This window comes from Terriglobales bacterium (genome assembly GCA_035651995.1).
Taxonomy (GTDB): Bacteria; Acidobacteriota; Terriglobia; order Terriglobales; family Acidobacteriaceae; genus DASRER01.
This window is the reverse complement of sequence record DASRER010000039.1, coordinates 135,542-148,958: the sequence shown is the minus strand read 5'-3', so window position 1 is coordinate 148,958 and position 13,417 is coordinate 135,542. Positions and strand designations below refer to the sequence as shown.

The window sequence follows — 13,417 nt, the reverse complement described above, 5'->3', positions numbered from 1 at the left end:
GCGTATCATCGGCGCCACCGTTTGCCGCAGTGCCAACCGTGCAGGCCCCTCGCTTCGGCTTCGCGCAGGGTCGGGATGACAATTCCTGAAAATTTGTAGCGGCGCGCCGACGGGGACGTGGCCCGCGTCCACACGGTCCGTGGTAATGGCCGACGGGCGAGGGCGCCCGTCGCTACACCGTGAAGGGCGCCCGCCGCTACAACGTGAAGGGTGGAAACGAGATCTTGCCGAGGACGGCGGCGTGCTTAGCGCCGGTGGCGGAGGGCAGGTTGCTGGGCTGGCGGCGCCAGGTTTGATAGGCGAGGACGGCGAAGGCGACCGCTTCTTTGGCTTCGGAGGGCAGGCCGAGCTGGTCGGTAGTGCGGATGCGCAGGCCGAGCGGGGCGAGATCGGCGGCGAGGGAGCGCATGAGCGTGTGATTGCGCGCGCCGCCGCCGGAGACCAGAAAGTCACTGAAAGTATTCCTTGAAGCTTTCCCGATAACCAGCTTGATAGAAGCGAATACGCTGCGCGCCGTCAGGGCAGTCGCCGTGGCGACGACGTCTTGGCGGCGGGCGCCGCGGCAGCGGCGCAGGAAGGCGGCAACGAACTCGCGTCCGAACTCTTCGCGTCCGGCGGTGCGCGGGGGCGGGCGGCGGAAGAAGGGGCGGGCCAGGGCCCAGCGCAGCGCGTCTTCGAGGATGCGGCCGCGGGCGGCAATGCGGCCGTCGCGGTCGAAGGGCTGATGGAAGAGGCGCTCGGTGACGGCGTCGATCACCATGTTGCCGGGGCCGGTGTCGAAGGCGGTGACGTCTTGGGGGCGCGCGCCGGCGGGGATGGCGCTGAGGTTGCCGATGCCGCCCAGGTTTTGGACGATGCGGCCGCGGGTTCGGTGGCGGAAGAGCAGATAGTCGAGGAAGGGAACGAGCGGCGCGCCCTTGCCGCCGGCGGCCATGTCGGCCGGGCGGAAGTCGGAGACGACAGGCACACCGAGGCGCGCGGCGATGAGGGCGCCTTCGCCGCTCTGCCACGTGGTCACGATGCTGCCGCCAAGGAACGGCGCTGGCTCGCCCTGGTGATAGAGCGTCTGGCCGTGGCAGCCGACCAGGTCGAGCTTGAGTCGCGGTGCGCGGCGGAGCGTGGCGGCGACGGCGTCTGCGTATATTGCGCCAAGCGCGAAGTTGAGGCGCGCGAGGTCGGCCACGCTGGCGGCGGGCGCGTTCATCAGCGACAGGACTTTGCGGCGGAGCGGCGCGGGGTAGTTCACGTGGTGGTGGTTGAGTAGCCGCAGGCGCGTCGAGAAGCCGCGCCCCCAGACGCGGCAGAGCGCGACGTCGATGCCGTCGGCGGAGGTGCCGGACATGATGCCGGCGACGATCACGGGGACACCGTCGAGAGGCGCTTTTTGCTCTGGGCCCTTGGCCTTTGGCCAAAAGCCAAGAGCCAGGAGCCAGGGGCGCAGGCTTGCCTGCTGCTGCTCATTGGTTCACAGCCTCTGCGCCGCCGCCGCTTCGCAGGCGCGGCGGAATTCGAGCACGCTCCAGCGCAGCTTTTCGACGGTGCGCTCGCTGGGCGGCGCCGGCAGGCGCGCGCTCAGCTTCCACTTCCTCTTGGCCTGGCGGACGCGGCGGGCGCTCTGCGCGATGTGGCGCGCCAGCTTCCGGTCGCGCTCGGCGGCGGTCAGGACCGCGTCCCATGTCTGCTGCACGGCTTCTTCATTGTGGCAGACGAGGAACATGTCGGCGCCGGCGCGCAGGGTTTCGACGGCGGCTTCGCCGATGGAGGAGGCAGCGAGCACGCCGCCCATCTCCAGGTCGTCGGAGACGATGAGGCCGTCGTAGCCGATTTTCTTGCGCAGGATGTCGGTCATCCACTTCTTCGAAAGCGAGGCGGGGCGGCGGTCGCGCGTGACCTTGGGATACGCCGCGTGCGCCACCATGACGAAAGGCAACTCGCGGCGCAGTTCGCGGTAGGGCGCCAGGTCCTCGCGCCAGAGCGCGTCCCAGGGCTTGGCGACGGCGGGCAGTTCTTTGTGCGTGTCGAGCGCAGCCTCACCGAGTCCGGGGAAGTGCTTGCCGCAGCCGAGGACACGGGCGTCGGCGAGTCCGCCGAGGAACTGGCGCGCGTAGCCGGCGACGGCCTCCGGGCGCGATGAAACGACGCGCGTGGTCAGAACGTTACGCGAGGCGGGAAAGGCGAGGTCGAGCGTGGGCGCGAAGTCCACGTTGAAGCCCAGCGCGCGGACTTCTTCGCCGATGACGCGTCCGTGGCGGCGGAAGAGGCGCGGGTCGCCGGTGGCGAACACTTCGGCGGCGGCGGGCGCGTGCGCGACCACGTTGCGCAGGCGGTCCACCGTGCCGCCCTCGAGGTCAACGCATCGGAAGAGCGGCGTGTCGAGCACTTCCTGGCATTCGGCGAGAAATTCGTGCGTCTGCTCGGCGCCGGTGATGTTGCGCGCGAACAAAATGATGCCACCCGGGGCAAGCGTGCGCAGCAGCGCGCGCAGCGTGGAGGTGGCCTCGACGCCGGTGAAGCCCATGATGAGAAGCTGGCCGACGTCGCGGCGAAGGTCGGAGGAGCGCATCGCGATAAAACCTACCACAGAGGCACAGAGACACAGAGAAAAGCGTTTGAACTCTGTGCCTCTGTGTGTTTGTGGTCGATGTCGTCAGTCCAGCTGCTTCTTCAGTTCGTGCAGCAGGTTCAGGGCTTCGAGCGGGGTGAGACGGTCAACGTCGGCGGCGCGGAGGCAGTCGACGATCTTCCGGGAGAGCGGGGTGAACATGGTGAGCTGCAGGGCTGATTCGGCGGGCGCGCCGGCGACGGCTTCCAGGTGCGCGGTGACGTCGCGTTCGGCGGATTCGTGTTCCGCCAGGACCTCGCGGGCGCGGGCGACGACGGCGGGCGGGAGTCCGGCGAGCTTTGCCACTTCGATGCCGTAGCTGCGGTCGGCAGTGCCGGGCTCGACTTTGCGCAGGAAGACGATGCCGCCGGCGTTTTCTTTGACCGAGACGCGGAAGTTTTTGACGCCGCTGAGGCGCTCGGCCAGTTCGGTGAGTTCGTGGTAGTGGGTGGCGAAGAGGGTGCGGGCGCGCGTCTGGGCGTGGATGTACTCGATGGCGGCCCAGGCGATGGCGAGGCCGTCGTAGGTGGCGGTGCCGCGGCCGATTTCGTCGAGAAGGACCAGGGAGCGCGGCGTGGCGGTGTTGAGGATGGTGGCGGTCTCCATCATCTCGACCATGAAGGTGGAGCGGCCGCGGGCGAGGTTGTCGCTGGCGCCGATGCGGGTGAAGATGCGATCGACCAAAGCGAGGCGGGCCGAGCGCGCGGGGACGAAGCTGCCCATCTGCGCGAGGATCACGATGAGCGCGGCCTGGCGCAGGTAGGTGCTCTTGCCGCCCATGTTGGGACCGGTGAGGACCAGGATCGCGTGCGTCGTTGAATTCAGGAACAAATCGTTGGGGACGAAGCGCTCGGCGCCGCCGCGCAGTTCCTGCTGTTCGACGACCGGATGGCGGCCAGCGATGATCTCAATCGTGCCGCTCGAGTCGGCGTCGCTTAGCAGCTCGGGGCGCACGTAGCCGCGCTCGGCGGCCAGGTGGGCGAGCGAGGCGAAAACGTCGACTTCGGCGAGGGCGAGCGCGGCCTGGCGGATGCGTTTTGCTTCGGCGGCGACGGCGGCGCGGAGTTCGGCGAAGAGGCGGCGCTCGATCTCGAAGATTTTCTCCTGCGCGTCGAGAATCTTGCTTTCGTACTCCTTCAATTCCGGCGTGGTGAAGCGCTCGGCGTTGACCAGCGTCTGCTTGCGTTCGTATCCGGTTGGCACCAGGTGAAGGTTGGGCCTGGTGACCTCAATGTAGTAGCCAAAGACGGAGTTGAACTTCACCTTGAGCGAACCGATGCCGGTGCGCTTGCGCTCGCGCTCCTCGATGCCAGCGACGTACTGCTTGCTGTTGCGGGAGAGGTTGCGGAGCTCGTCGAGCGCCGGGTCGATGCCTTCGCGGATGACGCCGCCCTCGGTGAAGGCAACGGGAGGCTCGGGAACGAGGGTGGATTCGATGCGGTCGCGCAGGGCGGCGAGTTCGGATTCGTCCAGCGAGCTGTGCAGCGCCGCGATCCGGCCGGCAGACATGAAGTTCGCAAGCGCTGCGCGGACGGCGGGGATGCGGCCGATGGACGCGGCGAGAGCAAGGACGTCGCGTGGGTTCGCCGTTTCCAGCGTCACGCGGCTGAGGAGGCGCTCGAGGTCGAGGATGCCGTCGAGGGCGCGGCGAAGTTCTTCGCGGGCGACCAGGTCTTTCGACTGCGCTTCGACGGCGTCGAAGCGGCGCGAGATTTCGGCGCGGTCGAGCGAGGGGCGGAGCATCCAGGCGCGGAGCAGGCGCTTGCCCATCGGGGTGAGCGTCGCGTCCATCGAGCGGAAGAGGGTGGCCGATTCATCGCCCGAGGCGAGCAGCGGTTCGATCAGCTCCAGGTTGCGCACCGTGACGGCATCAAGGACGAGGCAGTTCTGGCGCTCGTAGTAGCCGATGCGGTCCACGTGCTGGAGCGCGCCGCGCTGCGTGCTGCGGACGTAGTGCAGGATGGCGCCGGCGGCGCAGGCGGCGGCGCTGCGATGGGCGAGGCCGAAGCCCTCGAGCGAGAGCACGCCGAAGTGGTATTCGACCAGCGGAATGGCGTAGTCGGGTGCGAAGACCCAGTCGTCGAGCGGCGTCGAGGCCCACACCGGTTTGGCGGCGGGCGCGGGCAGCGGACTGGACCCCTGCGCGAACAGCGGCAGAGAAGCGCCAAAAAGCAACTCGCGCGGGCGCAGCTGGTCGAGTTCGTCGGCCACGCGCCGGTCGGCGTCGTCGCCGGAAAATTCGGTGGCGCGGAACTCGCCGGTCGAGAGGTCGAGGGCGGCAAAGCCCACGGCCGAACCCATGCGCGCGACGGCGGCGAGGAAGTTGTTCTCCTCCGAGCGCAGTTCCGTGCCGGCGGTGCCGGGCGTGACCACGCGGGTGACCTCGCGGCGGACGAGCTTTTTGGCGGCGCGCGGGTCTTCGACCTGGTCGCAGATGGCGACCTTGTAGCCCTTGCGGATGAGACGCGCGATGTATCCCTCGGCGCTGTGGTAGGGCACGCCGCACATGGGGACGGCGATACCTTTTTCCTTGTTGCGCGAGGTGAGGGTGATTTCCAGTTCGCGGGCGGCGGTGACGGCGTCGTCGAAGAAGAGCTCGTAGAAGTCGCCCAGGCGGAACAGCAGGAGCGCGTTGGGATGCTGCTTCTTGATCGCGCCGTACTGCCGCATGAGCGGCGTGGAGTGCTCGACGGCGTCGGAGTCAGGCATGGGCGGAGTGGCGGAATTATAACGGCATTGCGGAGTTGCCGAATTGCGGAACTGCGGAACTGGAGTTCAGTCCGGGAATTCCGGGGCGCCGCCCGGCTTGCGGCCGCGCAGGTGGGGGTAGGGATCCTTCGACTTCGCGCTCACTGTCGCTCGCGCTTCGCTCAGGATGACGGCGGAAAAAAGCCCGCGGACGCGGGGCGCTGGCGGCACGCAGCCCGTGGTGACGCCAGTGCGCGGGCGAGGCCGGCCGCCGGTACAGCGTGTCGCGTTGGGTTGACTTGGGATGGCGCCGGGTGTTTTGCTTGCCGGGATGGAATTGCGCAAGGATCCGATTACACGCTCTTGGGTGATTACCGGCGAGGGCATGGAGGCGGCATTCCACGAGGAAGGGGCGTGCCGGTTTTGTGCAGGCAGCACGATGCCGGTGCAGGTAGTGAGCTCGATGCCGTCGCTGGACGGCGGGCCGTGGTCGGCGCGGGCGGTGGTGCATCCGGCGCCGCTGTACCGCATCGAGGGCGATCCGCAGCGCAGCGGCAACGGGCTGTACGACACCATGCGCACGGTGGGAGCGCACGAGGTGCTGGTGGAGACGCCGCACCACGATCGCCCGCTGTGGAAGGCGTCGGACGCCGAGATCGGGCAATTCCTGGCGCTGGCGGCGCAGCGCATCCAGGACCTGAAGCGCGATCCGCGCTTCAAGTACGTGACCATTTTCAAGAACCAGGGCGCGGCGGCGGGGCAGGAGTTCGCGCATCCCACGTGGCTGCTGACGGCGACCACGTTCGTGCCGCGGCGCGTGCTGTACGAGCTGCGGGCGGCGCGCGAGTACTTCGACCAGAAGGAGCGCTGCGTGCTTTGCGACATCCTGGCGCAGGAGCAGCGGCAGAATGTGCGGATCGTGGAGAGCATCGGGGACTACGTGGCGGCGTGTCCGTATGCGCCGCGCGTCCCGTATGAGACCTGGATCCTGCCGCTGACGCACGAGGCGTCGTTCGAGACGGGCGTGCTGCGGCGGACGCACTTGAACGACCTGGCGGCGCTGCTTCGGCGCACGCTGGTGCGGCTGCGGGCCATCAGCGAAGACTTCCACCTGGTGGTGCACACCACGCCGAACACCAAGTCAACGCGCACGCTGGGCTACTGGACGACGCTGGACGACGACTACCACTGGCACATCGAGATCATGCCGATCGTGCCCGGGCGCTCAAAGTCGTATACCTTCAAAGAGGTGTACTACTCGGACGTGACGCCGGAGTCGGCGGCGGCGCGGCTGCGCGATGCCTCACCCACCTTGTGACCACTCGCCGCATGAAAACGTACACCGCCGCCAGCGGATATGTGTATCAGTACTACTTCGTCGGAAAACGCGATGCCCTGGCGGACGCGCCGGAAGCGCCGGCGACCGAGTACGTGTTTGACGTCTCGCCGGACCGGAAGGCGACCTACGCGGTGAGCGTTTTTCTGAAGCCCGAGGCGCTGGACGCGTGGCGCAGCTCGAAGGCGCGCGCGCTGACCGACACCGAGCAATACGCGGCGGCGAAGATGCGGTTGCTGCGCGGGTTCGACGAGGCGGAAGTGATTCGCAGTCACGTCAGCATGGTGGTGGATGCGGAGAATGTGGGGGAGTTGCTGGCAGAGATTGGGGTGGAGTAACGCGGTACCGGGTCCCGAGAAATGGCACGCGGACGACGGCGTTCGCGGCAAGCGGTTTGTGGTCATCCTGGAGAGCAGTGATGCAGGCAGGGATCCTTCGACTCCGCGCTTCGCGCTCCGCTCAGGATGACGTGCAAAAGACCACACGTACATAGCTGAATCGTATAGCGTGTTTGTGACGTCCCAAGTGTGCGGTGAGCCGCATCACGGGCCCATCCGGAAAGATATAATTTCCCTGCTCGAATCATGCCGCTGCTCTGGCTGCGCATTGCGATCGCGTTCTACGCCGTGGGGCTGGTGTATGCCCTGACGGTGCTGGTACGGCGCACGCCGTTGCTGGCGCGGATTACGCCGCCGGCGATGGTGTTCGGCATGGTCTTTCACTTTGTCGCCGTCGTGGAGACGGCGAGCGAGACGCACCACGTTGCGCCGACCACGGTCCACGACGTGGAGTCGTGGCTGGCGTTCCTGATGGTGGCGTTGTTTGCGGCGGTGTATGCGCGCTACCGGACGCTGGGGCCGGGACTGTTCGTGTTTCCGCTGGTGTTCGTGCTGGCGCTGGCCGCGTCGGTGGGAAAGCAGCCGCCGGAGTTCTCGTCGCCCGTGCTGCGCAGCGGCTGGATCGTGCTGCACATCGCCCTGGTGTTTGCCGGATACGCGGCGCTGTTTCTAAGTTTCGCGGCCAGCTTCCTTTATCTGGTGAGCGAGCGCGGGCTGAAGTCGAAGAAGCCCGGCGGACTGGCGTCGCGGCTGCCGCCGCTGGAAGTGATTGACGAAATCGGCTACCGCTCTTTGCTGCTCGGCTTCCCCGTGATGACCTTCGGATTGATCGCCGGCGCGGTGATCGCGCAGGCGGAGTTCGGGCCGGGATTTTTCCGGGACCCCAAGATCGTGCTCTCGCTGCTGACGTGGGTGCTCTACATGGTGCTGCTCTATACGCGCTGGAGCGCGGGATGGCGCGGGCGGCGGGCGGCGGTGCTTTCGGCGGTGGCGTTCGTGGCGGCGGCGGCGGCGTTCGCGGCCAACTACTTCAGCGGCGTGCACAGGTTCGTGGCGCAATGAAATTCATGCTCATCGGCGTGAATCACCGGACGGCCCCGGTCGAGGTGCGCGAACGCTTTGCCGTGCCGGAGTCGAAGCTGCCGGAGGCGACGCGGCGGCTGGCGCAGCATCCCGGCGTCGAGGAGGGACTGGTGCTCTCGACGTGCAACCGGGTGGAGTTCCTGGCGCGTTCGCTGAACGGCTCGGCGGACATGCGCGGGTGGCTGGCCGACTACTTCCGCTGCGACATCGCGCCGTATCAGAAATATCTCTACGAATACGAGGAGGAAGATGCGGTACGGCACCTGTTCCGGGTGGCGGCGTCGCTGGACTCGATGGTGCTGGGTGAGCCGCAAATCCTGGGGCAGGTGAAGGAGTCGTACGCGATTGCGCGGGCGGTGGGCGCGGTGCACTCGCACCTGGACGCGCTGGTGACGCGCGCCTTCAACGTGGCCAAGCGAGTGCGCTCGGAGACGGCCGTGGGCGGCAGCGCCGTGTCGGTTGCGTCGGTGGCGGTGGAGCTGGCGGAGAAAATTTTCGGCTCGCTGCACGGCAAGACGGTGTACCTGGTCGGCGCCGGAAAGATGAGCGAGCTGGCGGCGCGGCATCTGCTGGCGCACGGGGCGGGGTCGATCTTCGTTTCCAACCGCACCTACGAGCGGGCGCAGGAGCTGGCGGCGCGCTTTGGCGGCGAGGCGATCCGCTTCGACGCGCTCTATGACAATGCCGACCGCGCCGACATCGTGATTACCTCGACGGGGGCGCCGTGCGCCGTCTTCCGGCAGGAGCACGGCGAGCAGTTCCTGGCGCGCCGGAAAAACCGCCCGATGTTCTTCATCGACATTGCCGTGCCGCGCGATGTGGACCCGGCGGTGAACCAGCTCGACGGGCTGTTCGTGTACGACATTGACGACCTGCAATCGGTGGCCGCGTCGCATGCCGACGGACGCAGGCGCGAGGCGGAGAAGGCCGAGCAGATCATCGAGAGCGAAGTGCAGCGCTTCCGCTCGCGCGTGCAGTCACTCGAAGTGGTGCCGACGATCGTCAGCTTGCAGGAGCACCTGGAGAACATCCGCATGGCCGAGGTCGAGCGCGTGCGCGGGCGGCTGGGTCCGCTTTCGGCGGAGCAGGAGCTGGCGGTCGAGGCGATGACGCGCGGTATCGTGAACAAGATCCTGCACACGCCGATTACCACTTTGAAGAGCGCCGCGAAGGAGCCGGAGGCGGCGACGACCGTGGTTGATCTGATCCGGCGGATTTTCAACCTGCGGGAAAGCGCGGCGGGGGCCGGGGCCGCGGGCGCTTCCGAACCCCACGTGAGCGCCGATAAGGCTGGCGCGAACGCGGGGCGCCGCCGGCAGACCGGGTCCGACGTAGCCAAGCCGGTGACGCGGCGCTGATGGCAAGGCTGCGCATCGGCTCGCGCGGATCGCAACTGGCGCTCTGGCAGGCCAACCACATTGCCGCGCGACTCGGCGAGCGCGGGCATCGGGTCGAAATAGAAATCATCAGGACGACCGGCGACAAGATCACCGACGTCGCCCTGGCCCAGGTCGGCGCCGCTACTGGCGGCAAAGGAATTTTCACAAAAGAAATTGAAGAGGCGCTGGCGGCGAGGCGTGTGGATTTGGCAGTCCACTCGCTCAAGGATTTGCCGACGGAGTTGCCGGCGCAGTTTGAGCTGGCCGCGGTGACGGAGAGGGAAGACGCGCGTGACGTGCTGCTCTTGCCCGCGGGGGGCGCGGCAAGCGCGGTCTCTACGGACGGTGATGGCATCGAGTCGCTGTCGAGAGGCGCGCGGGTGGGAACCAGCAGCCTTCGGCGGCAGGCGCAGTTGAAGGCGCGGCGTCCCGATCTGGAAGTTGTTGCGCTGCGTGGCAACGTGGACACGCGCGTACGCAAGCTGCGCGAAGGACAGTTCGACGCCCTCGTACTGGCGGCTGCGGGGCTGAACCGGCTCGGCGCAGAGCACGCGGCGGGACTGGCGCGGCAGGTGATTGCGCCTTCCGAGATGTGTCCGGCGGCGGGGCAGGGCGCGTTGGGCATTGAGATTCGCGCGGGCGATGCGAGCGTGCGCGGCGAACTGGAGTTCCTGAACCATCCGGCGACGCGGGCCGCGGTGACGGCGGAGCGGGCGTTGCTGGAGGCGCTGGGCGGCGGATGCCAGGTGCCGATCGGCGCGTTCGCGCAGATGGAGAGTCGGACGTCGCTGAACCTGATGGCAGCCGTGGCGAGTCCTGATGGCGCGAAGCTGGTGCGGGGGTCGGGGAGCGGACACGATCCGGTGCAGCTCGGAAAGTCGGTCGCGTCAGAGTTGCTCGCCAAGGGCGCACGGGAGATCTTGGACACGGTGTACGGGCGCAAGGCGGCGGTGCCGGAACAACCGTAAAGCAGGTGTCGGTTGCCGGTTGCCAGTTCTTGTGCAGGTGGCATTGGTGGCGTGTAAGCGCGAAGGAACCGCGGAGGCACGGAGACGCGGAGGAAGCGGTACATCAATGCCCGCGTCGCGACGCGTTGGTGACTTTGGTTGAGTTTCTTCGCGCGTCAGCGGCTCCGCCGTTAGATCACGAACACACATGACGCAATCGAAGCCCTTGGCCGGGGTGCGCGTGCTGGTGACGCGGGCGCAGCGGCAGGCGGGGAAACTCTCTGCGGCGCTGCGGGGACTGGGCGCGGGCGTGGTGGAGATACCGAGCATCGAGATACGGCCGCCGCGGTCGTATCGGCCGCTGGATGCGGCGCTCGAGCGCGTGGCAGAGTACGACTGGCTGGTCCTGACCAGCGTGAATGGCGTGGAGGCGCTGTTCGCGCGGCCTGGGGCGAAGGGGCGCGGCGGCTGGCGTCGCGCGCTGCGTGGCGTGAAGGTCGCAGCGATTGGTCCGGCGACGCGGGCGGCGCTCGCCGAGCGCGGCCTGCGCGTGGCGCTGACGCCAAAAAAGTATGTCGCCGAATCGGTGGTCGAGGCGCTGCGCTCGCGCGTCCGTGGGAAGCGCGTGCTGCTCGTACGGGCGCGGGTGGCGCGCGACGTGATCCCCGCCGGCCTCCGTGCGGCGGGCGCGCACGTGGACGTGGTGGAGGCTTACCAGACGGCGGCGCCGGCGGGATCGGTGGCGCGGCTGCGGGCGGTGCTGGGGGATGCGAAGCGGCGTCCGGATGTGATCACGTTCACCAGCTCTTCGACGGCGCGGAACTTTGTCGAGATGCTGGGCGACCGGCGGGCGCTGCGCGGCGTGATGCTGGCTTCGATCGGGCCGGTCACAAGCGGGACGCTGCGCGAGCTGGGGCTGCGCGTGGATGTGGAGGCGCGGGAGTATACGGTGGCGGGGCTTGTAAGGGCGATCAGGCGGCTCCTGGCTTCTGGCTGCTAGCTGCCCGCCACAGCCAACTCCGCGAGCAGCAACGAGCCAGCAGCGAGCAGCGCTTTGACTTACTGCACTTCGCAGCCGCAGTCCGCGGGCGTCACGTGCTTGCGGAGGAAGTTGGCGACGCGGGTGTAGGCGTCGATCTGGTTTTCGACGCGGGCGAAGCCGTGTCCCTCGTTTTCGTAGATCTTCAGCTCGACTTCGCCGCCGCGCGCCTTGATGGCTTTTTCCACCTGCTCTGATTCTTCCTTGGGGCAGCGCGGGTCGTGTCCGCCGGCGAGCAGCAGCAGGGGCGCCCTGATGTGGTCCACGAAATTAATGGGCGAGCGGTCTTCCCACAGCGCTTTGTTCTTCACCGGGTCGCCCATGGTGGCCAGATCGTACTGCTGCAGGAGCGGGTCTTCGTGCTCGACCTCGGTGAACCAGTTGACGAAGGGCACGATGGCGACGCCGGCGGCCCACTTCTCCGGCGCCTTGGTGACGCCCATCATGGTCATGTAGCCGCCGTAGCTGCCGCCCATGATGATGAGCTTTTTGGGATCGACGAAGCCGGTCTGCGCGATCCAGTCGGCGGCGCCGAGAACGTCCTGAAGGTCGCCGCCGCCCATGTCGAAGCGGTTGGCGTCCTGAAATTCCTTTCCGTAGCCGGTTGAGCCGCGATAGTTGGGCGCGATAACGACGTATCCCTGGTTCACGAGGTATTGAACGATGCGGTTGAACGAGTTCACGGTTTGCGACTGCGGGCCGCCATGCACGTAGACGATGGCGCCGGTTTCGCTGTTGCGCTTCAGGTTCCAGGGGACGTAGGCGAAGGCGGAGATGGTGAACTTGCCGTCTTTGCTCGGGTAGTGCACCAGCTGCGGGCGGACCATGTCTTGCGTGCGCACACCGCCGAAGAGTGAGTGGGTGATCTGGGTGGTGCGGTTGGCGGCCAGATCGTACGTCCAGAGATCGTTCGGCGCGTCAGGACCGTTGTGGTAGAGCAGCAGGCGCGAGCCGTCGCGGGAGAATGGCGACTCGGAGCCGCCGTGCGTGTTGACGCCGGCGTCAAGCGGCACGCGGCGCGACGCGTGCGTGGCGAGGTCGTGGAGGACGGCGTCGGTCATGCCGTCAACGTTCGAGGTCCAGAGCACGCGCTTGCCGTCGGGGGAAAAGCCGGAGGCCTGCGTCTCCCATTTGTCGCGGGTGAGCCAGGCAAGTTTTTTTGTGGTGATGTCGAGCAAGGCGACGTTTTCGTGGCCGTTGAGTGCGTTTGAGGTGATGAGGAGCTGCTTTCCATCCGGCGAGAAGGCGACGGCCTGGTGGATTTTTTCGCCATCGTGCGGCGTGAGGTTGGTGTGCGTGCCGGCGGCGAGGTCAGCGATGAAGACGCTGGAGTCTTTGCCGGCGGCGTGCGTCTGCGTGTAGGCGATGCGCTTGCCGTCGGGCGACCAGATAGGGTCGAAGTTGCCCAGGTCCTTCGGCGTGTTGTTCGTGACCGCGACGGGCTGGCGCGAGAGCAGGTCGAGCGTCCAGATTTCGTAGGTGGGCGAGTCCTTCGGCTTGCGCTGGTAGGCGATCTTCGCGCCGTCAGGCGACCAGGCGGGCGCTTCTTCAGAAACGGCGGAGCTGTTGGTGAGGTTGTCGACCACACCGGTCGAGGGCGAGACGATGAAGATGTCCCACTGCTCGTTGCCGTCGAAGTCGGAGATGTAGGCGATCCATTTGCCGTCCGGCGACCAGGCGGGCGAGGCCTGGCGCTGGTCGCTGGCGGTGAGCTGCGTAGGCCATCCGCCGGCGGACGGGACAAGCCAGAGATTGGCGCGTCCGCTGATGTTGGTGATGAAGGCGATTTGCTTCGCGTCGGGCGACCAGGCCGAGCCGCCGACGATGCGCGTGCGGTAGAGCTGCTCGAGCGCGATGCGGTGCACACCGAGGCGTCCGTGACCGGAGAGCTGCCTGGGGTCGGTGATGGCTTGCAGCGGGGCGGCGGGTTGCGGCGCGGGCTTGGGCTGGGAGAGGACTTCGGTTGCCATGAGGGTCACCAGGAGGAGAGTGAGGGTTCGCATGC

10 protein-coding genes are annotated in these 13,417 nt (G+C 67.5%); 6 read left to right on the top strand and 4 right to left on the bottom strand.

Annotation, left to right across the window (positions count from 1 at the left end; translation table 11 throughout):
* Nucleotides 1-196: 196 nt before the first annotated feature.
* From VFA60_13870 to mutS, 3 genes are all read right to left on the bottom strand, one after another.
* Nucleotides 197-1,360, bottom strand: coding sequence for an anhydro-N-acetylmuramic acid kinase (locus VFA60_13870; GenBank protein HZQ92877.1), 1,164 nt, complete (start codon nucleotides 1,358-1,360; stop codon nucleotides 197-199).
* Nucleotides 1,361-1,465: 105 nt separating this feature from the next.
* Nucleotides 1,466-2,563, bottom strand: coding sequence for a beta-N-acetylhexosaminidase (nagZ, locus tag VFA60_13865; GenBank protein ID HZQ92876.1), 1,098 nt, complete (start codon nucleotides 2,561-2,563; stop codon nucleotides 1,466-1,468).
* Between the two features lie 84 nt (nucleotides 2,564-2,647).
* Entirely contained in the window at nucleotides 2,648-5,311 is a 2,664-nt protein-coding gene (gene mutS, locus VFA60_13860) for a DNA mismatch repair protein MutS (GenBank protein HZQ92875.1), read from the bottom strand.
* 310 nt (nucleotides 5,312-5,621) lie between these two features.
* Here mutS and VFA60_13855 point away from each other — a divergent pair, with 310 nt between their 5' ends.
* The 6 genes from VFA60_13855 (at nucleotide 5,622) to VFA60_13830 (ending at nucleotide 11,373) form a co-directional block, all read left to right on the top strand.
* The gene (locus VFA60_13855) at nucleotides 5,622-6,608 is read left to right on the top strand and encodes a hypothetical protein (protein HZQ92874.1); all 987 of its coding nucleotides are present in this window, start codon (nucleotides 5,622-5,624) and stop codon (nucleotides 6,606-6,608) included.
* 11 nt (nucleotides 6,609-6,619) lie between these two features.
* Complete coding sequence (locus VFA60_13850; protein HZQ92873.1) at nucleotides 6,620-6,964, top strand: hypothetical protein; 345 nt, start codon at nucleotides 6,620-6,622, stop codon at nucleotides 6,962-6,964.
* Nucleotides 6,965-7,210: 246 nt separating this feature from the next.
* Nucleotides 7,211-8,026 (top strand): cytochrome c biogenesis protein CcsA, encoded by an 816-nt coding sequence (gene ccsA, locus VFA60_13845; GenBank protein ID HZQ92872.1) that lies wholly within the window; start codon nucleotides 7,211-7,213, stop codon nucleotides 8,024-8,026.
* The gene (gene hemA / locus VFA60_13840) at nucleotides 8,023-9,405 is read left to right on the top strand and encodes a glutamyl-tRNA reductase (protein HZQ92871.1); all 1,383 of its coding nucleotides are present in this window, start codon (nucleotides 8,023-8,025) and stop codon (nucleotides 9,403-9,405) included. The genes ccsA and hemA overlap by 4 nt, the downstream gene beginning before the upstream one ends.
* The gene (hemC, locus tag VFA60_13835; GenBank protein HZQ92870.1) at nucleotides 9,405-10,394 is read left to right on the top strand and encodes a hydroxymethylbilane synthase; all 990 of its coding nucleotides are present in this window, start codon (nucleotides 9,405-9,407) and stop codon (nucleotides 10,392-10,394) included. The genes hemA and hemC overlap by 1 nt, the downstream gene beginning before the upstream one ends.
* Nucleotides 10,395-10,581: 187 nt before the next feature.
* Nucleotides 10,582-11,373: a uroporphyrinogen-III synthase gene (locus tag VFA60_13830; protein HZQ92869.1), complete on the top strand. Its 792-nt coding sequence runs from the start codon at nucleotides 10,582-10,584 to the stop codon at nucleotides 11,371-11,373.
* A 59-nt stretch (nucleotides 11,374-11,432) separates the two neighbouring features.
* Here VFA60_13830 and VFA60_13825 read toward each other — a convergent pair whose 3' ends face one another.
* The gene (locus tag VFA60_13825) at nucleotides 11,433-13,415 is read right to left on the bottom strand and encodes a S9 family peptidase (protein ID HZQ92868.1); all 1,983 of its coding nucleotides are present in this window, start codon (nucleotides 13,413-13,415) and stop codon (nucleotides 11,433-11,435) included.
* Nucleotides 13,416-13,417: the final 2 nt, after the last annotated feature.

Excerpts from the sequence above, each read along its gene's own strand:
- VFA60_13830 (HZQ92869.1), top strand. The coding sequence starts at position 10,582 with ATGACGCAATCGAAGCCCTTGGCCGGGGTGCGCGTGCTGGTGACGCGG.
- VFA60_13850 (HZQ92873.1), top strand. The coding sequence starts at position 6,620 with ATGAAAACGTACACCGCCGCCAGCGGATATGTGTATCAGTACTACTTC.
- nagZ (HZQ92876.1), bottom strand. The coding sequence starts at position 2,563 with ATGCGCTCCTCCGACCTTCGCCGCGACGTCGGCCAGCTTCTCATCATG.
- VFA60_13825 (HZQ92868.1), bottom strand. The coding sequence starts at position 13,415 with ATGCGAACCCTCACTCTCCTCCTGGTGACCCTCATGGCAACCGAAGTC.
- hemA (HZQ92871.1), top strand. The coding sequence starts at position 8,023 with ATGAAATTCATGCTCATCGGCGTGAATCACCGGACGGCCCCGGTCGAG.
- ccsA (HZQ92872.1), top strand. The coding sequence starts at position 7,211 with ATGCCGCTGCTCTGGCTGCGCATTGCGATCGCGTTCTACGCCGTGGGG.
- hemC (HZQ92870.1), top strand. The coding sequence starts at position 9,405 with ATGGCAAGGCTGCGCATCGGCTCGCGCGGATCGCAACTGGCGCTCTGG.
- VFA60_13855 (HZQ92874.1), top strand. The coding sequence starts at position 5,622 with ATGGAATTGCGCAAGGATCCGATTACACGCTCTTGGGTGATTACCGGC.
- mutS (HZQ92875.1), bottom strand. The coding sequence starts at position 5,311 with ATGCCTGACTCCGACGCCGTCGAGCACTCCACGCCGCTCATGCGGCAG.